The organism is Pseudomonas sp. GW823-FHT02F05 (genome assembly GCF_058797315.1).
On sequence record NZ_JBXAJM010000001.1, the window covers coordinates 500,664 to 526,857 of the forward strand.

Consider the following 26,194-nt stretch of genomic DNA (forward strand, 5'->3'; position numbering starts at 1 on the left):
CAAGGCGTGCGGTCTGTGAAATGGCGGTGATTCTACCGGGCCATGACCGCCAGCAACATGAGCGATATTCATGCACAACCCGGACATGCTCCAAATCGGCACAGGTTTGCTATGATTCACGCCCTCCGTAATGCCTGACCAGAGTAGTCCCATGCCCGATCGTAGCGCTCGCCTGCAAGCCCTTCACCAAGCCCTCAAGGAACGTATCCTGATCCTGGACGGTGGCATGGGCACGATGATCCAGAGCTATAAGCTCGAGGAGCAGGACTACCGTGGCAAACGCTTCGCCGATTGGCCAAGCGACGTCAAGGGCAACAACGACCTGCTGGTGCTGACCCGCCCGGACGTGATCGGCGGCATTGAAAAAGCCTACCTGGACGCCGGCGCCGACATTCTTGAAACCAACACCTTCAACGCCACGCGTATCTCCATGGCCGACTACGGCATGGAAGAACTGGCCTATGAACTGAACGTGGAAGGCGCACGCCTGGCGCGCAAGGTGGCCGACGCCAAAACCCACGAGAACCCGGCCAAGCCGCGTTTTGTCGCCGGTGTACTGGGCCCGACCAGCCGTACCTGCTCGCTGTCGCCGGATGTGAACAACCCCGGCTACCGCAACGTGACCTTCGATGAGCTGGTGGAAAACTACACCGAAGCCACCAAGGGCCTGATCGAAGGCGGCGCCGACCTGATCCTGATCGAAACCATCTTCGACACCCTTAACGCCAAGGCCGCGATTTTCGCCGTGCAAGGGGTGTTCGAGGAACTGGGCGTGGAACTGCCGATCATGATCTCCGGCACCATCACCGACGCGTCCGGCCGTACCCTGTCGGGCCAGACCACCGAAGCGTTCTGGAACTCCGTGGCGCACGCCAAGCCGATCTCGGTCGGTTTGAACTGTGCCCTGGGGGCCAGCGAGCTGCGCCCCTACCTGGAAGAGTTGTCGAACAAGGCCAACACCCACGTTTCGGCGCACCCCAACGCCGGTCTGCCCAACGAATTCGGCGAGTACGACGAACTGCCGTCAGAAACCGCCAAGGTCATCGAAGAATTCGCCCAAAGCGGCTTCCTGAACATCGTCGGCGGTTGCTGCGGCACCACGCCTGGGCATATCGAAGCCATCGCCAAGGCTGTGGCCGGTTACGCGCCGCGCTCGATCCCGGATATTCCCAAGGCTTGCCGCCTGTCGGGCCTGGAGCCTTTCACCATCGACCGCAGTTCGTTGTTCGTCAACGTCGGCGAACGTACCAACATCACGGGCTCGGCCAAGTTCGCCCGCCTGATCCGCGAAGACAACTACACCGAAGCCCTGGAAGTCGCCCTGCAGCAGGTGGAAGCCGGCGCCCAGGTGATCGACATCAACATGGACGAAGGCATGTTGGATTCGAAGAAGGCCATGGTGACCTTCCTCAATCTGATCGCCGGCGAGCCGGACATCTCCCGCGTACCGATCATGATCGACTCCTCCAAGTGGGAAGTGATCGAAGCGGGCCTCAAGTGCATCCAGGGCAAGGGGATCGTCAACTCCATCAGCATGAAGGAAGGCGTAGAGCAGTTCATTCACCACGCCAAGCTGTGCAAGCGCTACGGCGCGGCAGTGGTGGTGATGGCGTTCGACGAAGCCGGCCAGGCCGACACCGAAGCGCGCAAAAAAGAAATCTGCAAGCGCTCCTACGACATCCTGGTCAATGAAGTGGGCTTCCCGCCGGAAGACATCATCTTCGACCCGAACATCTTCGCGGTCGCCACCGGCATCGAAGAACACAACAACTACGCCGTCGACTTCATCAACGCCTGTGCCTATATCCGCGACGAACTGCCGTATGCGCTGACCTCCGGTGGCGTGTCCAACGTGTCGTTCTCGTTCCGCGGCAACAACCCGGTGCGCGAAGCGATCCACTCGGTGTTCCTGCTGCATGCGATCCGTGCGGGCCTGACCATGGGTATCGTCAACGCCGGCCAGTTGGAGATCTACGACCAGATCCCCGCCGAGCTGCGTGACGCCGTCGAAGACGTAGTACTCAACCGCACACCCGAGGGCACCGACGCCCTGCTGGCGATTGCCGACAAGTACAAGGGCGACGGCAGCGTCAAGGAAGCCGAGACCGAGGAATGGCGCGGCTGGGAGGTCAACAAGCGCCTGGAACATGCGCTGGTCAAGGGCATCACCACGCACATCGTCGAAGACACCGAAGAGTCGCGCCTGTCGTTCGCACGCCCGATCGAAGTGATCGAAGGCCCGTTGATGTCGGGCATGAACATCGTTGGCGACCTGTTTGGCGCCGGCAAGATGTTCCTGCCCCAGGTAGTGAAATCCGCCCGGGTGATGAAGCAGGCGGTGGCGCACTTGATTCCGTTCATCGAGCTGGAAAAAGGCGACAAACCCGAAGCCAAGGGCAAGATCCTGATGGCCACGGTCAAGGGCGACGTGCATGACATCGGCAAGAACATTGTCGGCGTGGTGCTGGGTTGCAACGGCTATGACATTGTCGACCTGGGCGTGATGGTGCCGGCGGAGAAGATCCTGCAGGTGGCCAAGGAGCAGAAATGCGACATCATTGGCCTGTCCGGCCTGATCACGCCGTCCCTGGATGAAATGGTGCATGTGGCCCGCGAGATGCAGCGCCAGGATTTCCACCTGCCGCTGATGATCGGTGGCGCCACCACCTCCAAGGCGCATACGGCGGTGAAGATCGAGCCCAAGTACAGCAACGACGCGGTGATCTACGTCACCGACGCCTCCCGCGCCGTGGGCGTGGCCACCCAGTTGCTGTCCAAGGAATTGAAGGCCGGTTTCGTCGAGAAGACCCGCCTGGAATACATCGACGTACGTGAGCGCACCTCCAACCGCAGTGCGCGCACCGAGCGCCTGAGCTATCCGGCGGCAATCGCCAAGAAGCCGCAGTTCGACTGGAGCAGCTACACCCCGGTGGTGCCAACCTTTACCGGCGCCAGGGTACTGGACAATATCGACCTCAACGTCCTGGCCGAGTACATCGACTGGACGCCGTTCTTCATCTCCTGGGACCTGGCCGGCAAGTTCCCGCGCATCCTCACCGATGAGGTGGTAGGTGAAGCGGCTACCGCGCTGTATGCCGATGCCCGGGAAATGCTCAAGAAGTTGATCGACGAGAAACTCATCAGCGCCCGTGCGGTGTTCGGTTTCTGGCCGACCAACCAAGTGCAGGATGACGACCTGGAAGTCTACGGCGACGACGGCCAGCCTATTGCCAGGCTGCACCACCTGCGCCAGCAGATCATCAAGACCGACGGCAAACCGAACTTCTCCCTCGCCGACTTCGTCGCCCCCAAGGACAGCGGCGTGACCGATTACATCGGTGGGTTCATCACCACCGCCGGCATCGGTGCCGAGGAAGTGGCCAAGGCTTACCAGGACGCGGGCGATGACTACAACTCGATCATGGTCAAGGCCCTCGCCGACCGCCTGGCCGAAGCCTGCGCCGAATGGCTGCACCAGCAAGTGCGTAAAGAACACTGGGGCTACGCCAAGGACGAGCAACTGGACAACGAGGCGCTGATCAAGGAGCAATACAGCGGCATCCGCCCTGCCCCCGGCTACCCGGCGTGCCCGGATCACACCGAAAAAGCCCAGCTGTTCCAACTGCTCGACCCCCAAGCCCGCGAAATGCACGCTGGTCGCAGCGGCGTGTTCCTCACCGAGCACTACGCAATGTTCCCGGCGGCAGCGGTCAGCGGCTGGTATTTTGCCCACCCACAGGCGCAGTACTTCGCCGTGGGCAAGGTCGACAAGGATCAGGTCACCAGCTACACGGCACGCAAAGGCCAGGACCTGAGCGTGACGGAGCGTTGGCTGGCGCCGAATCTGGGCTACGACAACTGAGGTAACGCTGCTACTGGCTGCGGTAACCGTTTACCGCACCTACGATGACTCAATGCGATTTCCTGTGTCGGACCGATTCTCGGTCCGCTGAACCGGCAGCTCAGCACAACCGGTTTTATACAGGAAACGCATGTCATCATGACCGAACCCAATACTCCCTCGTCAAACTCAGCCTTTCGCCAACTGCCCGCCCAGGCAGTGCATGAGCGCTTCGCTACGCGGCCGGCGCTGTATTCCGTCGTCTTCAAGGCATTGCGCAGCCGGATGCTGGAGCACTACCCGTCGCTGGACCTCGACTGGCTTGCGGTCAAACTTGCCAGCCCTCAGCCCAATGGCGAATACACCTACCCCGCACTCATGGAGGTGGCTGTCGCCCATGTACTGAACCCACAGTTACTTGACCTGCGCGCCGTACGCGAGCGTCCGTACTTCCTCACGACACAGCCCCCCGCCGCGCTCAAGACCGGGGATGGCCAGCCGCTCGACATGCAGGTGGTCGCCCAGATTCTTGACGAATTTCCCGCGTCCCTTTACTTGTACATGCAACACGATCTGGCCGACTATTGGAGCCAGGTCGACAATCATGGCAACAGCCGCTGGCAGTGGCTTGCAGAGTTTCTCAATGGTCAGATGATTGCCACTGCGGCCAGCCAGTCACCGCTGAGCGACGTGCAGCGCGATATGCTGGCGGTAGTCGCCGCCTGGCCAGCGCAACGTGAGCGCCTGCCCCGTTCCTCACCCGCCACCTATGTATATTTCATAGAGAGCACACTCACCCGCCTCGGCAAGACGGTGCGGGTATTGACCCCGGACCTGTTATTGGTACGCGATAAACAGGTGTTGCTCTACAGCGTAGCCGGCGCAATCCAGGCGTTTGATTCGCTGGAGGCGTTCAGCCAGGCCTGGGGGAGCAGGATGCAACGCGAGTTTCAGTTCGACAGCCTCACTTGGCAACGCAACGAAACTGCCGCCAACGTGTTTGAACAACAGGCCGGGCTGATCCTCAACCAACAACTCGAAGACCTGGCAGCCCTATCGTTCCAGGGGCAAGACGAAAAAGAACTCGATCAACGCCTGGACATGATCACCAACCCGGCCAGGTATTTTACCGACATCAAGTTGCCCGACACCGAGCGCCTTGGCACTGTGAGCCAGCAACTGCCGCAATGGCTCAAGCAAGCCGAGCCCGCGGATCGTTTCGCCTATCACCGCCACTTGCAGGATATGGCGCATGCTCTGCAAAAAAACCAGGGGCGATCGTTCAACGAGGGTATTGAAAACATCCACACATTCAGCCGCAGCGCATTGCGCAAGCAGATGCAAACCGATCACGGCGATTTCGACCCTGATGCGGTGCTGTTGGACTTTGCGGTAGCGGCAGGTTATCCGGGCGGCGCGGGAATCATCGAACACGTGCGCATGTCGCTGACGGAGCTGGCCCTGAAGAATCTGGCCGGCAAGCCCAAAGGTACGTTGAAGCTGTCTTCCACAACAGCCACGCCACTGCCTGGCTGGTTGAATGAAGACTATCTGATGGGCAGCAACGGCCTGATCCAGCGCGTCGATATCGGCACCACCTACCCTAATGCCCTCAAAGATCTGCTGCTGTCCGATACCGTCGAGGCGCGTCGCCGCGAGTTGCTGTTTACTCGCGAACTGAAGGCTCATCTGCCGATGCAGGCGCTGGAATTCAAGGTCCGCCAGCAGCATGGCATGACCGTGACGGGTTATCAGTATGTCAAGGCGCTCATGGGAGAAACGCCTTCGCTCAGACTCGTCAACGATCAGGAAATCGTCCTGCGCCCCCTGGCGTTGTGCCGTAAAGCCGGGGCCACGCCGGACGAAGTGAATAATATGTTTATCATTGAGCCTCGCGACTCCCAGGTCGGCCCACACTTGCTGTACCGACCGCTGTACGCCGAGTCCCTCAACGAATACCCCACGCGCCAGGCGCTGCTGGAGGCCATCGCCGAACCGGGTGCGTTGCAGGACAGCGTGCTGACCTGGCTGTCGGACAAGGCGCGCCCCATCTATGCACACGGCGGCATCAAAGAGCCGCACCTCATCCGTTTCTTGCCCGGCGACGAGTTCAACCGACCCGAGAAACCAGCGCCCGCGACCCTGGCCGTCGATGACGGCGCCGGTGAATGGCTCCAGTCCCAGCTCAACGGCCAACTGCCCAACCATCTGTTTGGCAGCACCGCACGGGCACTGGTCGACCTGGCGGACCGCGAGTCGATCTCCAACACCGAAAGCCGATGGGCCATTGTGATGGAGGGTGCCTGGTTGTTGTTCAATACACTGCTGCTGCCCTTGGTACAGGGCCCAGCCATGTTGGCCGGCTGGTTCCTGGTGCTGGTTGCCAGCCTGGAGCAGGACTTGGCGGGCCTGGACAGCAACGATCCCACCACCCGCGAGTTGGCGCTGATTGATCTGCTGCTCAATACTGCGATGGTGTTGCTGCATGGCGCATCGCCTTCTGCCAAACCGTTGTCGCCACCGAGTGCAACCGACAGCGCGTTGCGCCTTGAAACCTGGCGCCGTGCACCAGGCCTGCCGCCACCACAGGATGCGCCAGTGATACGTTCTGGCGCAGTGTCATTGCCGGGAGAACCCCCGGCATCAGGCCACACCGCCCTGGACTTCATTCGCTCGCTGGCAAGCCCACACGCAAGCGAACGACTGAGGGCGATGCTGGACATCAATGTGCCATGGCCTGAACCCTTGCCGACTGCGCAAGGCAGCGGCCCGCTCAAAGGCCTTTACCGCATAAATGGCACCTGGCACGCCAGCCTCGGCGGGTTGCTGTTCCAGGTCAATGTGGTGCCGGGATTCAACGAGGTCTATCTGGTACACCCGCAATATCCGCAACACCCCGGTTTCAAGCTGATAAGCGACCACCAGGGGCACTGGCGCCTGGACACTCACGCCAGGCTGGAGGGCGGAATGCCCCGGGAACGCTTGAGTAAATGGCAGAAGGAACGTGCCGAAAAACTGGGTGTATTAAAGGCCGAATTGCAAGCACTGAATGCCGAAATATTCTCGCTGATACCCACTTCGCTTTCGCTACAAAGCACTCTGAACGCAGCCCGTGCCCAACTTGTTGAACAAAGCAAAAGCCTGCGCAAGGATTGGTTATTGCTGGCCAGTTCCGCGAACATACCGAAGTTGCACGCAGAAGTTCTTATCCGTCATGAGAAACGGCGCGTCGCGGCGGCCCAAGCCAGGACGCAGTGGAATATCGCCCTCGATAACTTCCAGCAGTACGGCCGCGAGGTAATGACGCTGATGAAAAAAGTCGAAGCCAAGACCAGCGAACTGATGGCTGTCGACAGGACTGACCCCACTTATGTAAGGGAGCGAAACAGGGCAAGCAAAAGCAATTTTGACTTCTGGGCAGGCATCTACGAATCGGTGTCGCAAAAAATGGCAGACGCCCTGGAAACCGATCGTGGCGAAACCGACGCTGAACTCAGCGCCCGCGCATCACGGGAGCTGCCGCAAAACATCAGCGGCGCCTACGACGACTACATCATCACCAAAAAACGCCAGCTTGCCGCGCTTACGGAAATGGTCGAGCCCGCTGAAAAGATCGAGACGTTACTCAAAGAGGCAGACCCGGCCCTGCGCCAGATACTCTTGCAAGGCAAGCCCTCTGATCAAAACATCCGCTCGGTCGCGATCAAACAGCACGCCCTGCTGGTGTTCATGGACTTGGTGTTCAATCGCATGAATGACTCGCGCAACCCAACGGAATTTCCATTCGTACGCGAGCTGACCGACAAGAGAACCGCAACCAGCTTGATGGCGCATACGGAAATGCTCACCACTACCGGCTATTCGGCCCGAGAGCAGATCGACGTCCTCAAGGACGTTCTGGAGCGATATGAGCAATTGGAAAACGCTGTCACGTCGCTGGCTGAAATGAATTCCGGCTTCATTCGCGAGGAGCATCGCCAACCGTTTCTGGACTATCTGGCTTATGCCCGCACCAGCCTTGAGGCGCAGTTGGCCAATTTGATTCTGGTGGAAGAAGGCTTCGCGCCACTGCCAACGCCCGAGCGCATCACACGGCAGAAAGCACCGAACCGAAGAGTGATCAAGACCCGTGACCGCAGGACCCTGGTGGGTGAAGTGCGCCCTACCCAGCGCGACACACCGGGTAACTTCGTCGATATCAAGGACCCGCTCACCGGAAAAACCCTCGCCACCTACCTTGAACACCCCGGCGAAGGTGTATGGAACGTGGTTGAAGAGGTCGGGCCCTCAGCGCCCGCGCCGACGGCAATCAAGCGTTCGCTGAAAACCATAGAAGCACAGGCGCAAACCGTCAGGGACGAGCGCACCGGCATTGACAGCAGCATCGCCTTCCAACAACGAAAGTTACGCGACCCGGGCCGACTGGAAAGCCTCGATCCCCTTGAGTGGGATGTGATACTGACCCAGCACGCAGCGAAATTCACAACCCTTGCCGAAGAACTCCAGCGCGATCACGCCAACGATCCCGGCGCTCGCACGTTGATCGATCAGTACCGCAGCCTGGCGGCCGAGGCAACGCAACAGGCACGTGAGCGTTGCAGCGAAGGGTACAAGTTGCAACGCCCCAAAGCCTCCCACGTCGATTACTTGTGGAAACACGGTTTTGTCGATATCAACCTGGTGAAGAGCCGCGTGCCGTTGAAGGCCGGTGACTTTCTCACCGAGTATGCAGTACGCGATAAAAGCAAAATCAGGGCGGGTATAAAGGGAAAGGACAATGTTTTGTGGTACGCGCATTTTCATTATTCGGCCGTCGATCAAGCGCCCTCCCAACCTGATTTCGGTCACCTTAAAACCCCGAGTGAACAGCGATATACGCGCCGGGAACTGATTGAACAGGCGCGTGCCGACAACCGCGCCGTGGTCAACCTGGAGAAAGCCGAGATCAAGCCACCGCTTGATCAGCGGCTATTCCTGGGGTTGGAGGTACTGGCTTCCAAATGAGCCTCGACAGACTGTCTATACTCTGCATGAGAACCTTGTTGACGAGGGGTTTATGGACGATCCAATCGATGACAAACCACCGACCTTCCGGCAGATGCTGCACAGCGTGACGGCCGCCGCGTTCGGTGTGCAAAGCGGCAAGAATCGCGCCCGCGATTTCACCCATGGCAAACCCAGCCACTTTGTGATCCTGGGCGTTGCGTTCACGGTGGTGTTTGCGTTGACGCTGTTTGGCATCGTCAAGCTGGTGCTGTACCTGGCCGGTGTTTAACGCCGCCGATGCAGACTGAACGCATAAACAGGACGCCGGTTTGCCAACGACCGCCAGCGCACGGAATCCACCGGCGCTGGCGGCGCTGACAAATGCAGGCGCTCAGATAAACCTTGAATATCGACCGCTATCATCTTGGCTACTCGACAACCAATCGCTGCTCAATCAACGGTTTTATTACTGGTGGCTGACCCAAAATACAGCGGTGCCGACCACGAGAATAATCAGAAACAAAATGGCCCAGGCATCAACGGTACTGTCAGGTTTACGGGCTTTGGTGGAATTACTCATCGCATCGCCTCTTGTCGGTTTTATAGGTGACTGCACTAAGACTCGTCCACAGTAAAGACCAGTTTTGCCCCCATGACAAATGTGGGTATCGCGATAACTGTTCTCATTAGTCAGTTTGGTTATGTGCATATACCCAAACATCACTTTTGCGCATATACGCAAACTGGTATCGTGCGCCGGCTCCGTTGGGAGTGCGCGGCCGTGCGCGCAGATTTGCCGAGAACAGGACCTATATGTACGTATACGACGAATACGATCAGCGCATCATCGAGGACCGCGTCAAGCAGTTCCGTGATCAGACCCGACGCTACTTAGCAGGTGAACTGAGCGAAGAAGAGTTCCGCCCTCTGCGCCTGCAAAATGGCCTTTACGTTCAGCGCTTTGCGCCGATGCTGAGGGTGGCCGTGCCCTATGGCCAACTGACGTCGCGCCAGACGCGAATGATGGCCAAGATCGCCCGCGACTTCGACAAAGGCTATGCCCATATCAGCACCCGCCAGAACGTGCAGTTCAACTGGCCGGCCCTGGAAGATGTGCCGGATATCCTGGCTGAACTGGCTACCGTGCAGATGCACGCCATTCAGACCAGCGGTAACTGCCTGCGCAACGTGACCACCGACCAATTTGCCGGCGTCGCTGCCGACGAGTTGATCGACCCACGGCCGTGGTGCGAAATCGTGCGCCAGTGGACTACCTTCCACCCTGAGTTCGCCTACCTGCCACGCAAGTTCAAGATCGCCATCAATGGCTCGACCTCGGACCGCGCCGCCATCGAAGTCCACGATATCGGCCTGGAGCCGGTGTACAACGCTGCAGGCGAGCTGGGCTTCCGTGTGCTGGTGGGTGGCGGCCTTGGTCGTACGCCGGTGGTCGGTGCGTTCATCAACGAGTTCCTGCCATGGCAGGACCTGTTGAGCTACCTCGACGCCATCCTGCGGGTCTACAACCGCTATGGCCGTCGCGACAACAAGTACAAGGCCCGGATCAAGATCCTGGTCAAGGCGCTGACCCCTGAGGTGTTTGCCCAGAAAGTCGATGCCGAAATGGAACATCTGCGCGGCGGCCAGACCACCCTGACCGAAGCCGAAGTGCACCGCGTCGCCAAGCACTTCGTCGACCCTGAGTACAAGGCCCTGAGCAATCAGGACGCCGAGTTGGCCGCACTCGACCAGCAACACCCAGGCTTCGCCCGCTGGCGCACGCGCAATACCCTGGCGCACAAGAAGCCGGGCTACGTGGCAGTGACCCTGTCGCTCAAGCCCACCGGCGTTGCACCTGGCGATATCACCGACAAGCAACTGGACGCGGTCGCCGACCTGGCCGAGCGCTACAGCTTTGGCCAACTGCGCACCTCCCACGAGCAGAACATCATTCTCGCGGACGTTGAACAGAGCCAACTGTTCACCCTGTGGGGCGAACTGCGCGAAGGCGGCTTTGCTACGCCGAACATAGGCCTGCTGACCGATATCATCTGCTGCCCGGGCGGCGACTTCTGCTCCCTGGCCAACGCCAAGTCGATCCCGATTGCGGAGTCGATCCAACGCCGTTTCGACGACCTGGATTACCTGTTCGATATCGGCGAGCTGGACCTGAACATCTCCGGTTGCATGAACGCTTGTGGTCACCACCACGTCGGCCACATCGGCATCCTGGGCGTGGACAAGAAAGGCGAAGAATTCTACCAAGTGTCCCTGGGTGGCAGCGCCAGCCGCGATGCGAGCCTGGGCAAGATCCTCGGCCCATCCTTCGCCCAGGAAGCCATGCCAGAGGTGATCGGCAAGCTGATCGACGTGTATATCGAACAGCGTACCGAAGATGAGCGCTTCATCGACACCTACCAGCGCATCGGCATCGACCTGTTCAAGGAGCGTGTCTATGCAGCGAATCATTAAGAACAACGCAGTCGTCGACGAAACCTGGCACCTGCTGCCCAAGGACGCGAGCTTCGACGGCATCTCCAACTGCGACGACCTGATCGTGCCGCTGGCCCTGTGGCGCGAGCACGGCCACGCCCTCAAGGCCCGCGACGGCGGTTTGGGTGTATGGCTGGACGCCGATGAAGAAGCCGAAGAAATCGGTGATGACGTGCAGCATTTTCAGGTCATCGCCCTGAACTTCCCGGCCTTCACCGACGGGCGCAACTACTCCAACGCCCGCCTGCTGCGTGACCGTTATGGCTACAAGGGTGAACTGCGGGCCATTGGCGACGTGCTGCGTGACCAGTTGTTCTACCTGCACCGCTGCGGGTTCGATGCCTTCGCCTTGCGCGCGGACAAAGACCCGTACGAAGCGCTGGAAAGTCTCAAGGATTTCTCGGTGACCTATCAAGCGGCCACCGATGAACCCCTGCCGCTGTTCCGCCGCCGCTGACACCTTGTCCCTGTAGGAGCGAGCTCGCGAAAAACCTGAACGATAACGCAGGTCGCCTGGCTGTAGTGGCGCCCTCGCGTTCTTCGCGAGCAAGAACTGGGCGTCCCCCTCGTTCCTACAGTTCCGTCGCCCGTCAATCCTGTGTGATCGACTGCCGCTTGACATTAAAGTTAACTTTAAGCTTAGCCTGAGACCTCCCCTGCTCAGGAGTTAACCCATGTCACCGTTCGAATCGCTGCAACTGCCCAACGGCCAAGTCATCGCCAACCGCATCGCCAAGGCCGCGATGGAAGAGAATATGGCGGACCTGCATCAGGCACCGTCCAAAGCATTGAAGCAGCTGTACAAGACCTGGGCCGACGGCGAGCCCGGCCTGCTGTTGACCGGTAACGTGATGATCGACCGCCGCGCCATGACCGGCCCTGGCGGTGTCGCGCTGGAAAACGAGCAACACCTGGCCAGTTTTCGTGAATGGGCCGACGTAGCCCGGGCCAAAGGTGTGCACTTCTGGGTACAGCTCAGCCATCCGGGCCGCCAGACCATGGCCAACCTCGGTCAACAAGCGTTGGCACCCTCGGCTATTGCGCTGGATGTGGGCAGTTTTTCCAAGATGTTCGCCAAACCCAAGGCCATGACCGAAGACGACATCCAGGACGTCATCAAGCGCTTCGCCACCAGCGCCCGCCTGGCCGAGCAAGCCGGGTTCACCGGGGTGCAGATCCACGGCGCCCATGGCTATTTGTTGAGTCAGTTCCTCTCGCCCTTGAGCAACCATCGCACCGACCGTTGGGGCGGCTCCCTTGAAAACCGGGCACGCCTGCTGCTAGAAGTCATCCGTGCCGTGCGGGCCAATGTCAGCCCTTCATTTTGTGTGTCGGTAAAGCTCAATTCCGCAGACTTCCAGCGCGGCGGCTTCGATGAGACCGATGCACGCGCTGTAGTGGAAATGCTCAATACACTGCCGATCGATTTGCTTGAGTTGTCCGGCGGCAGCTATGAAGCGCCGGCCATGCAAGGTGAAGCGCGGGACGGCCGCACCTTGGCCCGTGAAGCCTACTTTTTGGATTTCGCCACGCAAATGGCGAGCATCGCCACCATGCCCCTGATGGTGACCGGAGGTATTCGCCGCTTGCCGGTGGTCCAGCAAGTATTGGACAGCGGCATCGCCATGGCCGGCATCGCCACCGCCCTTACCCTGGAGCCGCAACTGATCAAACAGTGGCGTGAAGGTCGCGACCTCAACCCACAACTGCGGCCCATGGAATGGAAGCGCAAACCGCTGGCCGCCCTCGCCACCCTCGCCGTGGTGCGCGACCAGATGCGTCGCCTGAGCCGTGGCCGTCTGCCCAACCCCAACGTTGCGCCCTGGCTGGCATTGGCCTGTGACCAGTGGTTTATCGCGCGGCGTACGCGGCAGTATCGCGCGAGCATGACGCAATCTTCACATTAATGGCGGAGCATTCGCCGTGATTGAACTGTCCCCTACTGATCAGCAGTTTTTCAACCTCACTGACGATTGGAGTTCCTCATGGCGAAAATCAACCTGGCCCAGCAGTTGGCGACCACCCTGGAACAAGCGGGTATCAAGCGTATCTGGGGGCTCACCGGCGACAGCCTCAATGGCCTGACCGACGCCCTGCGCAGCATGGACAGCATCGAGTGGATGCATGTGCGCCACGAGGAGGTCGCCGCCTTCGCTGCCGGTGCCGAAGCGGCGGCCACCGGCGAGTTGACGGTGTGCGCCGGCAGTTGCGGGCCGGGTAACCTGCATTTGATCAATGGTTTGTTCGATTGCCATCGCAACCATGTGCCGGTGCTGGCGATTGCCGCGCAAATTCCGTCCTCGGAGGTTGGCCTGAATTACTTTCAGGAAACCCATCCCCAGGAGCTGTTCAAGGAATGCAGCCACTTTATCGAGCTGGTGAGCAACCCCGAGCAGATGCCTCAGGTGCTGCACCGTGCCATGCGTTCGGCGATCCTCAACCGAGGCGTGGCGGTGGTGGTGATTCCGGGGGATGTGTCGCTGTTGGAGGTGGAAGATAAGCTCAAGCCGTGGCCGGCCTTGCACGCACCGCGCACCGTGCCGATTGAGCAGGACTTGCAGCGCCTCACCGACATGCTCCAGAGCAGCGAGAAAGTCACCCTGCTGTGTGGCAGCGGCTGTGCCGGTGCCCACGATCAAGTGGTGGCGCTGGCCGACGCCCTCGGCGCGCCGGTGGTGCACGCACTGCGGGGCAAGGAGCACGTGGAGTGGGATAACCCGTTCGACGTCGGCATGACCGGCCTGATCGGTTTCAGCTCCGGCTACCACGCCATGCTCGATTGCGACACTTTGGTCATGCTCGGCACCGACTTCCCTTATCGCCAGTTCTACCCGACCGACGCCAGGATCATCCAGGTGGACCGCAACCCCCAAGCCCTGGGGCGCCGTGCGACCCTGGACCTGGGCATCGCCGCCGACGTCAGTGAAACCATCGACGCGCTGTTGCCGCGCCTGACCCGCAAGACCGATCGCAGCTTCCTCGAAACCTCCCTCAAGCACTACGAAAAAGCCCGCCAAGGCCTGGATGACCTGGCGCAACCGTCCAAGGCCGGCCGGCCAATCCATCCCCAGTATGTGGCGCGCTTGCTCAGCGAACTGGCCGATGATGATGCGATCTTTACCGCCGATGTCGGCTCACCCACCGTGTGGGCGGCGCGTTATCTGAAGATGAACGGCAAGCGCCGGCTGATCGGCTCGTTCAACCATGGCTCGATGGCCAACGCCATGCCTCAGGCTATCGGCGCTCAGGCGGCGTTCCCTGGACGACAGGTGATCTCGATGTCCGGGGACGGTGGTTTCACCATGTTGATGGGGGATTTCATTTCCCTGGCGCAACTGCAATTGCCGGTCAAACTCGTGGTGTTCAACAATTCGTCCCTGGGCTTTGTCGCGATGGAGATGAAGGCTGCGGGTTACCTGGACACCGGCACCGAGCTGAAAAACCCGGACTTCGCGGCCATGTCCAATGCCATGGGCATTTTGGGCATACGTGTGGAGCAATCCGAAGACTTGGAGCCGGCACTGCGCCGAGCCCTGGCCCACGATGGCCCGGTGTTGGTGGATGTGGTGACCGCGACTCAGGAACTGGTGATGCCGCCGAGCATCAAGCTGGAACAGGCCAAGGGGTTCAGCCTGTACATGCTCAAGGCGGTGATGAGCGGGCGTGGCGATGAGGTTATCGAACTGGCACGCACCAACTGGTTGCGATAACCCCCTACTGTAGGAGCGAGCTTGCTCGCGAAGATCGCTAACGGTAACGCTGACATCCTGAATGAACGCGTTGTCGTCGAGTTTTTCGCGAGCAAGCTCGCTCCTACAGGTGCCGGGCTAATTTCAGCCTTTCTGCTTTTCCACCCACTTGCCGTAGGCATCGATGAATGCCTGCAGGAACGGCTTGGTCTTGTCCGACACCTTCCCCGCCTCATCGAACACACTGCCTGCCCCGCCCAGATAGGCTTCCGGCTGTTGCATGCACCACACATCCAGGAACACCAGGGACTGGCGCAAATGGTGGTTGGCGCCAAAGCCGCCAATGGCACCCGGCGACACGCTGATGATCGCCCCCGGCTTGCCACTCCAGGCGCTCTGTCCGTATGGGCGCGAGCCCACGTCAATGGCATTTTTCAAGGCCGCCGGCACGGAGCGGTTGTATTCGGGGGTGACGAACAGCACCGCGTCGGATGAACTCACTTGTTTGCGGAAAGTACTGTAGGCTGCGGGCGGAGTTGCACCGTCGATGTCCTCGTTGTAGAGCGGCAAGTCGCCGATTTCAACAATGTTCAACTTGAGATTGGCTGGGGCCAGTTCGGCCAGGGCCAGGGCGACCTTGCGGTTGATCGACTCTTTTCTCAAGCTGCCCACCAGGACGGCAATCGTGTAGACCTTGCTCATTGAGGTTTCCCGACTTCTGAATAAAGGAGCTTGTAGTTATAGAGGCTTCGCGACGCGTTCACCAGAGGGTTGTGCGGATTCCCTCGCCGTTTTCCGTGCAAGCACTTGCGTAGGAAGCGTCTGAAAATATCAGCGAATAGTATTTTTTTCTTATAGGTAAACTACCCCGCTCCCTGACGGTCTACAGAACCGCTAATCGAGTGTTTATCTCCAGAGGTTCTAAACAGATGGCTGCAGTACTTGTTGGACAGTTTCATGCCAGAGACGCGGAAGGCCGCGTTTATTCGGTGCATGAGTTTCAGGAATCCAACCCGGCGCAAGGCGACCTGCCCGGATCGACGCCCACCACGACCTACAAGCTGGCCATTGGCGACCGTGTAGAAAAGCTGGAAGGTGATGAATTCAAACTGATCCAGTCGGGCACCATTCTCGTGCGCGAGTCCGAAACCACTCTGGCATCGTAAGCGCTTGCCTTGTTCACCTGCTCAGTCCTGGCGGCTGGGCTGGGGACGTTCATGGGCGGCGGATCTGCGTCACCTCTATGCCCTGCTCGTCTTGCTTGAGCGTCACCAGCACCTGGCCGTGCTCCCCTTGCACGGTAAACATCGAACGCTTGTAACCTGCCGCATTGTACGCGGGGTAAGCCTCCACCTCCCTGACCAGGGTGATCCCCACGACTGCGCCCACTTGCTCGCCCACCTGTTGCTGGGAGCGAATAAAGGCTTCCAGTGCGAGATTGTCCGGCGTCGGTTCATCCTGATGATTGAAGAAGTAAGCCGCCAGGCCTCCCACGGTCACCATGACCACGAGTTGCTTGGCCGTTACCCCGAAGAACGTCGAGGGTAGAGGCATATGAGACCAGACCTGTTTTTTATTTTAAGTACCGGGAAACCGGCAGGGGTCGTTGCTGATCGGACCCGCCATTCTAATGGGGTCCTGGCTGAGCGCCATAGGCCGGGACGACCCCGGCAGTCTTTTTTGCGCACGAAGGCCTGCGCCATTGAATCCCCTGCGCACTGCACATAGACTCCGGCCATGCGTTTACGTCATATCGAAGTGATTCAGGCCATCTTGCAGACCGGCCACCTCGGCACCGCCGCCGAGTGGTTGCAACTCCCCGTGGGCGAAGTAGACGCCACTCTCAAGGACGCTGAGCAGCAATTGGGCTTCATGCTGTTCGCCAGCGTGCGCGGGCGTTTGCAGGCCACCCGGGAAACCCTGGAATTGCAGGCACAAATCACAACTCTGTATGAAGCCCTGGAGCCGTTGCAACGCCTTGCCAGCCGCTTGAAACACCATCATGCTCCGCCCCTGCGCGCCCTCTGCACACCGCCGTTGGCCAACCAGCTGTTGCCGCAGAGCATTGCCGCGCTGCGTCGACGCTTCCAGGACATGCCGTGCAACCTGTCGAGCCGGCCAGTTGGCGAGATCATCAACAGCCTGCTGTTGCATGAAGCCGATGTGGGCCTGAGCCTGCATGACCCTGAGCATCCACAGATCAAAAGCACTGTGCTGGGCCAAGGCAAATTGCAGTTGCTGGCCCCCCATGGCTGGCTCAAGCCCAAGCAAAAATACATTGCGCTGCAGGAGTTGGCCGGCCAGTCGTTGATCGGCCTTGAAGGTCATGATCCGCTCAGCCGTTTGCTGGACGCCAAGCTGCATGCCCTACGGCCGATGCCCGTGGTGCAGACGCGCGTACAAACCTACCCGATGATGCGCGGCCTGGTGGAAGCCGGAGAAGGCCTGGCGATTGTCGACCCGTTCACCGCCTTGGGTGCACGCGAGTCCGGGCTTGATGCGTGCCCGGTGTCACCACCGATAGTGGTCAGCCTGTATGCGTTGACCTTGAAAGACGCTGCGCCCTCCCCGGCATTGAATGCGCTGCTGGAGATCGTCATCCAGAAAGCCGAAAGCCTGCTTGGCAACGACACCAAGCCCCTATAGGAGCAAGCTTGCTCGCGAAGAACGTGAACAATCACACGCTCATGCTGATGTAACGCGGCGCCTTGGCGTTTTTCGCGAGCAAGCTCGCGCCTACAGGGGTCAGACAGCCTCCACTTGCGCCTTGAACAACCGATACCAGAAAATCGCGACCTCGCGGGTTTGCGGGTCAATCCCGCGATAACGCAGTTGATCGATGCCACCCATTACATAGCCACAACGCTCATACAGGCGACAGGCGCCGAGGTTGTTGTTCTGGGTCTCAAGCATCATGCCCGGCAGGTTCTTCTTGCGAGCCCAGAACTGCGCCACGTCCAACAACGACTTGGCCACGCCATGTCGGCGCGCCGGCAACGCCACAGCCAACTCGTCAACATGGGCGAAACCGTTCCAGTTGGTGCTGACCACGATATGCCCCACTGCGCGGTCATCCAGGTACGCCATGAAGATCGAGCTGTCGGCGGCATCACGGAAACTGGCGAACTCTTCCGGGTCGATGCCATAGCACTTGCGGTACGGCAGCACTTTTTCCACCGGCCATTGTTCGACGCGCTGGCCCATTTGCGGCACCCCATAGGCACTGACTTCAAAGCTGAAATCATTGCCCCACACATAGGCATCAAAACCTTCGTCGGCGACTCGCACACTGAGCCCTGGATACTTCGGGTTCATTACAGCTTGCATAGACTTCCTTAACCCTTGATGCAGTCGACGGTATAACGACGGCCACTGCCGTCATCTTCGTGTTGCAGCCCATGCACATCCGCGACAAAACCGGGGAAACTGCTATCGAACGTGCGGGCAAATGCCAGGTAATCGATGATTGAACGGGTTGACTCGGTGAAGCGTTCGCCGGGCATGATCAGTGGTATGCCCGGAGGGTAAGGCACCAGCATCACGGCAGCGATGCGTCCTGCCAAGGCATCGATGCAGACCGCCTCCACCTCGCCCCTGACCAACTGGTCGTAGGCATCGGCGGGTTTCATCGCGATTTGCGGCAATACCGTATACATACGCTTGAGGTGCCTGGCCGTGGCATTGCTACGGTAACAGCTGTGCAACTGGTCGCAAAGGTCGCGCAGCCCCAGGCCTTGATAGCGTGCCGGGCCTTGGGCATACACCGACGGCAAGCAAGTGGCCAGGCTGACATTGGCATCGTAGCTACGCTTGAACTCCAGCAGCTCGGTGAGCAAGGTGCTCCATTTACCTTTGGTAATGCCCATGGAAAACAGCACGAGAAACGAATACAGCCCAGTCTTCTCCACCACCAGCCCGCGCTCCCAGAGGAACTTGCTGACCACTGCAGCGGGAATCCCACACTCGCTCAAGGCCCCACCGGCGTTGAGGCCAGGCATCACGAGCGTGACTTTGATCGGGTCCAGCAGCACGTAGTCCTCTACCACGTCGCCAAAGCCATGCCACTCATCCCCAGGGTGCAACAACCAATCCGCCGTGGCGACCCGGTCAATGCCCGCGACCGAGGGTGGCTGCCAGATGGAAAACCACCAGTCTTCGGCCGCGATATGCTGGCGCAAGTTGGCCAGGGCGCGACGGAAACTCAAGGCCTCGTCGAACATTTCCTGAAGCAGCGAGCGCCCGGCCGGGCCTTCCATCATTGCCGAAGCCACATCCAGCGACGCGATGATGCTGTATTGCGGCGAGGTGGAGATATGCATCATGAAGGCTTCATTGAAGCGGTCACGGTCCAGTTGCCGTGCGCCGCCGTCCTGCACGTGGATCATCGACGCCTGGCTGAATGCCGCCAGCAACTTATGCGTACTGTGGGTGGTGAACACCAAGGGGCTGTCCGGCGTGCGCGAGGTACCCATGCCATAACGCCCGGCGAAGAACTCGTGAAAGGCGGCGTAGGCATACCAGGCCTCATCAAAATGCAGCACCTCGACACTGTTGCCCAGTTGTTGCTTGATCAGTTCGGCGTTGTAACACAGGCCGTCATAGGTGGAGTTGGTCACCACCGCCAATTTCACTTTCGGTGGTCGCCCACGGGTCAAGGGGCTGGCGTCGATCTTGGCGCGGATCGACTCAGGGCTGAATTCGCTCAGGGGGATCGGGCCGATGATCCCCAGCTCGTTGCGCTCCGGGCACAGGTACAGCGGGATCGCGCCGGTCATGATGATCGAATGCAACACCGACTTGTGGCAATTGCGGTCTACCAGCACCAGGTCATCGCGCCCCACCATGGAATGCCAGACGATCTTGTTGGCGGTGGACGTGCCGTTGATCACGAAGAACGTATGGTCGGCGCCAAAGTTGCGCGCGGCGCGGGCCTCGGCTTCGGCCAAGGGCCCGGTGTGATCGAGCAGCGAGCCCAGTTCGGGCACCGATACCGACAAGTCAGAGCGCAGGGTGTTTTCCCCGAAGAACTGATGAAACGCCTGCCCCACCGGGCTTTTGCGATAGGCCACGCCACCGCCATGACCGGGGGTGTGCCAGGAATAATTGGAATCGGCGGTGTGTTGCACCAGCGCCTTGAAGAACGGCGGCAACAGGCCATCCAGGTACGTGCGTGCGGCGCGGGCGACCTGGCGCGCCAGAAACGGCACGGTGTCTTCGAACAGATAAAGAATGCCGCGCAGCTGGTTGAGCTCGCTCATGGCATCGGCGGGCGCGTTTTCCAGGGTGACTTGCTCGCCCAGCGCAAAGATCGGCAGGTTGGGTGCGCGCAGGCGCGCCAAGCGAATCAACTCCACCATGTTCTGCAACAGATGAGTGTTTTCCCCGGCGCCTTCGGCGGCAATCAGCATGCAGGCCAGACCGTGATGGGTAGCGGCCACCAGCCGCCCCTCGGCGTAGTCCACCGCAGAAAAAATACTGAAGCCCTCTTGTTCCAACTCCCTGGCGATGCCTCGAACCCGGTCACCGGCAACGGTGTCGGCCTTGATGTCACGGTGCACGATCAGAACAGGGAACTTCAGGTCTTTGTACATGAGCACTCTTACTCCGGAGGCTTTGCACAAGGGTAGAAGCTGGAAGCAAAAGTGGCGAATGAAGATTTCACAGGTGGTCGAGAGGTACCTGCATAACCGTCGGTACGGCGTTGAACCTGTGGCGAGGGAGCTTGCTCCCGTGACGGCCTGCCAGCTGGGCCATACCTACCTGACACCCCGCGATCAAACTGTGGGAGCTGGCTTGCCTGCGATGACGGCCTGCCAGCCGACACTTATCTACCTGAGGCTCCGCGATCCAAATGTCGGTGGGCTGGGCCGGCACTCCGGTTTTTCCAAAGTGACCCGCTGTCAGAGCGGAACGCTAAGTGGCCGTTACCGCAGGAATGGAGATGTACCCAATCCAACCGTGTTGACTGTCAGGCCGCATTCGCGAGCAAGCACGCTCCCACAGTTTGATCGCGGGGCGTCAGGTCGATAGGCGTTGGCTGGCAGGCCGCTATCGCAGGCAAGCCAGCTCCCACAGTTTGATCGCGCAGCGTCAGGTAGATAGGTGTTGGCTGGCAGGCCGTCACGGGAGCAAGCTCCCTCGCCACAGATGCAACTGTGTAAGTACCCATGGCTGCAAGCCTGCTCCTACATGAGCGGTTATTGCTGGGTGAGTTGAGTCCACAACGCCGGCGCACCGGCCGCCTTGGCAATCGCCTCCAGCCGCGCCGCATGCTCGGCCAGGTCCTGCTCGCTGGCGCGGATGATCGGCGTCGGCTTGCGATCAGCCGGCAAGCGGCGGATTTCCGAAGGGCGGTTGCCCGAACCTTCAGCCGAACCGCTGCCATCGGATGCATTACCGGCCAGGGACAGGCTGGTCTGCCCGCCGGTCATGGTCAGGTAAACGTCGGCCAGGATCTCGGAGTCAAGCAAGGCGCCGTGGAGTTCACGGCCGGAGTTGTCGACGCCATAGCGCTTGCACAAGGCATCAAGGCTGTTGCGCTGGCCCGGGTGACGCTCGCGGGCCATCATCAGGGTATCGAGGATCGTGCAGTGCTGGGAGATGTCTGCACGGTCGGCCTGCCCCATCAGGGCAAATTCGTTGTTGATGAAGCCGATGTCGAACGCCGCGTTATGGATGATCAACTGGGCGCCATTGATGAATTCGAAGAACTCATCGGCCACTTCGGCGAAGCGCGGCTTGCCCTTGAGGAATTCGTCAGTGATGCCGTGGACGCCAATCGCGCCCTCGTCACTGTCGCGGTCCGGTTGCAGGTAGACGTGGAAGTGGCGGCCGGTCAGGCGGCGCCCCATCAGTTCGACACAGCCGATTTCGATGATCCGGTGACCATCGGTCACCGGCATGCCGGTGGTTTCGGTATCGAGTACAACAGATCGGATGGCCATCAGGGTTCAGCTCTCAACGGTTTGGTACAGTTCAAGGGGCGGGATATTAGCACGCTCTGTAAACGAAGCGCCCATGGCACCCAATCACCGGTGGACACCCAACAGTTATTTACAAGGTTTCGCAAACTTGCTGCGGTTTTCTACGTCCCTCGTCGCTAACCTGCGCGCCTCCTCCAGATACGGAATTCACTGACTCATGTTCAACCTGAAATGGCTGTTCATCCCCTGCCTGTTCAGCGCTGCCGGTGCGCAAGCCACCAGTTTCGTGATGACCACTGACGCCTTGGTGAGCCTGTCGATGAGTGCCACGGGCGGCACCAGCAGCAGCTTCAAGGACGACAAGATTGTGCTGGCGGCCAAGGCCGATGCCGCATCGTTTGTCGCAAGCGAAGGTGCAATACACGGTGTCCAGTTGGAGTCAGCCTTGCGGCATATTCGCCAGACAAGAGTGGACCTGCGATGCACGGACGAACAACTCGCCCGTGCAATCCTGGCTCTGTAAGCGACAACACTCACGGAATCTTTGTGATCAGGCCAAAGTATGCCTGCCTGAAGCTCAATGCCGTGCTGGTAGATTCGCCACACGCAATGGCGGCGGTGAAGCAGCGGCTCGAACGGCCGCTGCGGTGTCGCTGATTCAGCTCTGCTTGTAGCCGCGCACTTCATCCACGCCACGGTTGGCCAACTGGTCGGCGCGCTCGTTGCCAGGATGGCCGATGTGCCCGCGTACCCATTTCCAGGTGATGTCGTGACGGTTGCACTGTTCATCGAGCAATTGCCACAGGTCGGCGTTCTTGACCGGCTCCTTGGCCGCCGTTTTCCAGCCGCGTTTTTTCCAGTTGACCATCCACTCGTTGATGCCCTTCATCACATATTGCGAGTCGGTCACCAGCAGTACGTTGCAACGCCGCTTGAGTTCTTCGAGGCCGCGAATGGCGCCCATCAATTCCATACGGTTATTGGTGGTATTGGCTTCGCCGCCCCACAGTTCCTTCTCCACGCCCTTGCACACCAGCAAGGCGCCCCAGCCGCCTGGGCCCGGGTTGCCTTTGCAGGCGCCATCGGTGAAGAGTTCTACGCTATCGGTCATCGGTTATTCGGCCTGAAATCAAAAAGAGGTTTTACGGTTCGCCTTGTTCGCGGTTGACCTTGGCCAACGGCATCGGCACGAGCTTGCCGATCGGCTCGCGGCGCACTTGCTGCAACGGTCGCAGCCCGACCACGATCTTGCGTGCGACCAATAAATAGAAGCCGCCACCCGACAGCTGCCAGGCTCCTGCCCGGCGTTCCCAACCGGCCAGACGGCCCTGCCACTTGGCAGTCGCAAGCGGCGGACGATAGCACCCGAAGCGGCGTTTCTCCAGCGCGAAGCCCAGCAGGTTGAGCCAGTCGCCCACCCGTGATGGCGCGATGCAACGCGCCTGGCGCAGTCCGTCATGGGCGAACACACGGCGCAGGCCCCAACTGCTCCAGGGGTTGATGCCGACAATCAGCAAATGGCCACCAGGGCGCACGCTGCTCGCCGCTTCGCGCAACAAACCGTGGGGTGACAGGCAGAAATCCAGGCCGTGCTGCAACACCACCACATCGGCGGCGTGTTCGCTCAAGGGCCAGGCCTGTTCCTCGCAGACGATCTCCACGCCCGGCAACGGTGCACCCAGGCGCACATTGCGTTGCACCTGCGGCGCCGATGGAGGCGTGTCGGCCGACGGTCCGTAATGCACCAGGTAGCCACCAAAGAACCGGCCCAGCTCGTCTTCGAGCATGCGCCGCTCTTCTTCCAGCAAAAACTGCCCAATCGGCCCGGACAACCATTCGCGGGCCGCGCTGATCAGGGCCAGCCACTCAGGATCGGCCTGGGCGAACGCTTTATCAGTCATTGCATTCTCCAACTCGCCTAGACGTTCTAAGATGCACCAATGTGTTCAGCTTGGCGAATCGAAGAATGATACAGATCAGTGCCCTACCCGCCTTTACCGACAACTACATCTGGTTGTTACAAGACCCTACGACCCAGCGCTGCGCCGTGGTCGACCCCGGCGATGCCACGCCAGTGCTGGCCTGGCTCAAGCAGAATGCCGAGTGGCGCCTCAGCGACATACTGGTTACCCATCATCACCATGATCATGTAGGCGGTGTCGAGCAACTGAAAAATGCCACCGGCGCCAAGGTTTATGGCCCTGCCAACGAAAAGATCCCGGCGCGGGATGTGGCCTTGCACGATAACGACCATATCCGCGTGCTGGGCTGGGACTTCGACGTGTACGCCGTGCCAGGCCACACCCTCGGCCACATCGCCTTTTATCACCAAGGCGTATTGCTGTGTGGCGATACCTTGTTCGCCGCCGGTTGCGGTCGCCTGTTCGAAGGTACACCCGAACAGATGTACAACTCTCTGGAACGCCTGGCCGCCCTGCCAGCCGATACGCAGGTGTACTGCACCCACGAATACACGCAAAGTAACTTGAAATTTGCCCAAGCCGTGGAACCGCACAATGCCGACATCGCCGAACGGGTGGAAAATGTCGCCCAACTTCGCGCCCGTGGCCAGATGACGCTGCCCTCCAACCTGGCCCTGGAAAAACGTACTAACCCTTTTCTGCGCACCGCTGAAACATCCGTTAAACAAAAAGCGGACGAACGGAACGGCCGCGACAACCGCTCTGGGGCCGAGGTGTTTGCTAGCTTGAGGGCTTGGAAAGATAAGTTCTAACCAGATGCAATCTGATACGTAATTTCTGAATGGTTGACCGGAACCAAAGCGCTTTCTAGAATCGCCCGACATTTTTGCCCGGAACTTACTTCCAGCCAATGTCGTCATCTATTCGTAAATCCATTTCTTCAGACGCATTGACCCGCCTGGCTCAAGCCGTGGCGGTGGCCGTTTCCGCGACTCTGGCGGGCTGCCAATCGACCAATTACGCTGCACAATCCACCGTGCAACCCAAACCGAATCTTGCTGCCAAGATCAAGCAAAAACCTATTTGGCTATCAGAGAAGCCCAGCCCCGAAGTACCCCAGGACGTCTGGGAACGCATGCGTCGGGGCTTTCAATTGCAGGACGGTGTCGGCGTCAACCCGCGCATCGAGCAACAGCGCCTGTGGTTCGCCAGTAACCCCTCCTTTCTGGAGAATGCCGGCGAACGCGGCAGCCTCTACATTCATTACATCGTCGAGCGCCTTGAAGAACGCAACATGCCCCTGGAGCTGGCGCTGCTGCCAGTGATTGAAAGTGCCTACAACCCAATGGCCTATTCGCGCAGCGATGCGGTGGGCTTGTGGCAGTTCATTCCCTCCACCGGGCGCTACTTCAACCTGCGCCAGACCCGCGCCTACGATGGCCGCCGCGACATCACGGCCTCCACCACCGCCGCCCTGGACTATCTGACGCGTCTGCATGACATGTTCAACGGCGACTGGCTGCTGGCCCTGGCGGCCTATAACGCCGGCGAAGGCACGGTCAGCCGGGCAATCGAGCGCAACGAAAAGCTCGGCCTGCCCACTGACTACTGGAACCTGCCCCTGCCTCAGGAAACCAAGGACTATGTGCCCAAGTTCCTGGCCTTGTCCCAGGTAGTACTGGCGCCCGAAGCCTACGGCGTCAACCTGAACCCGATTGCCAACACGCCGTACTTCGAGGTCGTTGAAGTCAAGCAAAGCATGGACCTGTCACGGGTTGCCGCGCTGGCCGAGATCGACGAAGACGAACTGTTTCAGCTCAACCCGGCCTTGAAACAACGCACCACCCTGGATGGCCCCCAGCATCTGCTGGTGCCGACCTCCAAGGCCCAACTGCTGACCAGCACCCTTTCGACGATGAAGCCGGAAGAATTGCTGAGCATGCGCCCCAAGAAGCCGGTATTCGACGAAGTCGAGACCAAGGCGGTCGCAGGGCGTACCCGCAGCTACAAGGTACGCAGTGGCGACAACCTCACGCTGATCGCCAAGGCCAACAAGGTCGATGTGCATGACCTGCAGCGCTGGAACAAGCTCAACGGCCAGGCCCTCAAGGTCGGCCAGACCCTGGTGATGCAGGACACGCGTAAAGTCGCGGCGAAAAAACCGGTGCAGTACAAGGTCAAGAAAGGTGACTCGCTGTACATGGTGGCCAAGCGCTTCAACGTCGAGATGCAACATCTCAAGCGTTGGAACCCGCGCACCGGCCAGGCATTGAAACCAGGGCAGATGCTGGTGGTTTCCGGGCCGCGCTAATACCTCGGGGAGAGCTGGCTTGTGTGGGA

The 26,194-nt window shown here is 59.9% G+C and carries 19 protein-coding genes; 12 read left to right on the forward strand and 7 right to left on the reverse strand.

Features of this window, described 5'->3' with window-relative positions:
* The first annotated feature begins 151 nt into the window (after positions 1-151).
* The 7 genes from metH (at position 152) to poxB (ending at position 15,030) form a co-directional block, all read left to right on the forward strand.
* Positions 152-3,862 carry a methionine synthase gene (metH, locus tag AC1RAC_RS02260; protein ID WP_181125337.1) on the forward strand — a complete coding sequence of 1,237 codons (3,711 nt, stop codon included), beginning with the start codon at positions 152-154 and terminating at the stop codon, positions 3,860-3,862.
* A gap of 138 nt (positions 3,863-4,000) precedes the next feature.
* Positions 4,001-8,845, forward strand: a complete 4,845-nt coding sequence (locus tag AC1RAC_RS02265; RefSeq protein ID WP_492616096.1) for a dermonecrotic toxin domain-containing protein — start codon at positions 4,001-4,003, stop codon at positions 8,843-8,845.
* 52 nt (positions 8,846-8,897) lie between these two features.
* Positions 8,898-9,116, forward strand: a complete 219-nt coding sequence (locus AC1RAC_RS02270) for a DUF2970 domain-containing protein (protein ID WP_034126066.1) — start codon at positions 8,898-8,900, stop codon at positions 9,114-9,116.
* 524 nt (positions 9,117-9,640) lie between these two features.
* Entirely contained in the window at positions 9,641-11,299 is a 1,659-nt protein-coding gene (locus AC1RAC_RS02275; protein WP_003190712.1) for a nitrite/sulfite reductase, read from the forward strand.
* A complete protein-coding gene (locus AC1RAC_RS02280) occupies positions 11,283-11,777 on the forward strand; it encodes a DUF934 domain-containing protein (protein ID WP_003190711.1) in 495 nt (164 codons plus the stop codon). The genes AC1RAC_RS02275 and AC1RAC_RS02280 overlap by 17 nt, the downstream gene beginning before the upstream one ends.
* A 217-nt stretch (positions 11,778-11,994) precedes the next feature.
* Positions 11,995-13,227, forward strand: a complete 1,233-nt coding sequence (locus tag AC1RAC_RS02285) for an NADH:flavin oxidoreductase/NADH oxidase family protein (protein WP_034126069.1) — start codon at positions 11,995-11,997, stop codon at positions 13,225-13,227.
* Positions 13,228-13,305: 78 nt separating this feature from the next.
* Entirely contained in the window at positions 13,306-15,030 is a 1,725-nt protein-coding gene (gene poxB, locus AC1RAC_RS02290) for a ubiquinone-dependent pyruvate dehydrogenase (RefSeq protein WP_054897504.1), read from the forward strand.
* A gap of 123 nt (positions 15,031-15,153) precedes the next feature.
* On the opposite strand, the gene AC1RAC_RS02295 is transcribed toward poxB, so the two are convergent.
* A complete protein-coding gene (locus AC1RAC_RS02295; protein ID WP_003190705.1) occupies positions 15,154-15,711 on the reverse strand; it encodes an NADPH-dependent FMN reductase in 558 nt (185 codons plus the stop codon).
* Between the two features lie 227 nt (positions 15,712-15,938).
* On the opposite strand from AC1RAC_RS02295, the gene AC1RAC_RS02300 reads away from it, so the two are divergent.
* A complete protein-coding gene (locus AC1RAC_RS02300) occupies positions 15,939-16,175 on the forward strand; it encodes a hypothetical protein (protein ID WP_054897503.1) in 237 nt (78 codons plus the stop codon).
* A gap of 49 nt (positions 16,176-16,224) precedes the next feature.
* Here the strand turns inward: AC1RAC_RS02300 and AC1RAC_RS02305 are convergent, their stop codons facing one another.
* A complete protein-coding gene (locus tag AC1RAC_RS02305) occupies positions 16,225-16,563 on the reverse strand; it encodes a hypothetical protein (protein WP_060772654.1) in 339 nt (112 codons plus the stop codon).
* A 183-nt stretch (positions 16,564-16,746) separates the two neighbouring features.
* Here AC1RAC_RS02305 and AC1RAC_RS02310 point away from each other — a divergent pair, with 183 nt between their 5' ends.
* Positions 16,747-17,655 (forward strand): LysR substrate-binding domain-containing protein, encoded by a 909-nt coding sequence (locus AC1RAC_RS02310; RefSeq protein WP_492616097.1) that lies wholly within the window; start codon positions 16,747-16,749, stop codon positions 17,653-17,655.
* Positions 17,656-17,754: 99 nt separating this feature from the next.
* On the opposite strand, the gene AC1RAC_RS02315 is transcribed toward AC1RAC_RS02310, so the two are convergent.
* From AC1RAC_RS02315 to dnaQ, 3 genes are all read right to left on the reverse strand, one after another.
* Complete coding sequence (locus AC1RAC_RS02315) at positions 17,755-18,324, reverse strand: GNAT family N-acetyltransferase (protein ID WP_019820276.1); 570 nt, start codon at positions 18,322-18,324, stop codon at positions 17,755-17,757.
* Between the two features lie 20 nt (positions 18,325-18,344).
* A complete protein-coding gene (locus AC1RAC_RS02320) occupies positions 18,345-20,600 on the reverse strand; it encodes an Orn/Lys/Arg family decarboxylase (RefSeq protein ID WP_054897499.1) in 2,256 nt (751 codons plus the stop codon).
* Between the two features lie 606 nt (positions 20,601-21,206).
* On the reverse strand, positions 21,207-21,947 hold the full coding sequence (gene dnaQ / locus AC1RAC_RS02325) for a DNA polymerase III subunit epsilon (RefSeq protein ID WP_164919366.1): 741 nt from the start codon (positions 21,945-21,947) through the stop codon (positions 21,207-21,209).
* Between the two features lie 202 nt (positions 21,948-22,149).
* Here dnaQ and AC1RAC_RS02330 point away from each other — a divergent pair, with 202 nt between their 5' ends.
* A complete protein-coding gene (locus AC1RAC_RS02330) occupies positions 22,150-22,455 on the forward strand; it encodes a DUF2388 domain-containing protein (RefSeq protein WP_060764695.1) in 306 nt (101 codons plus the stop codon).
* Between the two features lie 135 nt (positions 22,456-22,590).
* Here the strand turns inward: AC1RAC_RS02330 and rnhA are convergent, their stop codons facing one another.
* Together rnhA and AC1RAC_RS02340 are read right to left on the reverse strand one after the other, a co-directional pair.
* On the reverse strand, positions 22,591-23,043 hold the full coding sequence (gene rnhA, locus AC1RAC_RS02335; RefSeq protein WP_003173571.1) for a ribonuclease HI: 453 nt from the start codon (positions 23,041-23,043) through the stop codon (positions 22,591-22,593).
* A 31-nt stretch (positions 23,044-23,074) separates the two neighbouring features.
* Positions 23,075-23,833, reverse strand: coding sequence for a class I SAM-dependent methyltransferase (locus AC1RAC_RS02340; RefSeq protein ID WP_034126074.1), 759 nt, complete (start codon positions 23,831-23,833; stop codon positions 23,075-23,077).
* A 65-nt stretch (positions 23,834-23,898) separates the two neighbouring features.
* Between AC1RAC_RS02340 and gloB the strand changes: the two genes are divergently transcribed.
* Both gloB and AC1RAC_RS02350 read left to right on the forward strand, forming a co-directional pair.
* The gene (gene gloB, locus AC1RAC_RS02345) at positions 23,899-24,666 is read left to right on the forward strand and encodes a hydroxyacylglutathione hydrolase (RefSeq protein ID WP_054920841.1); all 768 of its coding nucleotides are present in this window, start codon (positions 23,899-23,901) and stop codon (positions 24,664-24,666) included.
* A gap of 98 nt (positions 24,667-24,764) precedes the next feature.
* Positions 24,765-26,165, forward strand: coding sequence for a transglycosylase SLT domain-containing protein (locus AC1RAC_RS02350; protein ID WP_020301567.1), 1,401 nt, complete (start codon positions 24,765-24,767; stop codon positions 26,163-26,165).
* Positions 26,166-26,194 lie beyond the last annotated feature (29 nt).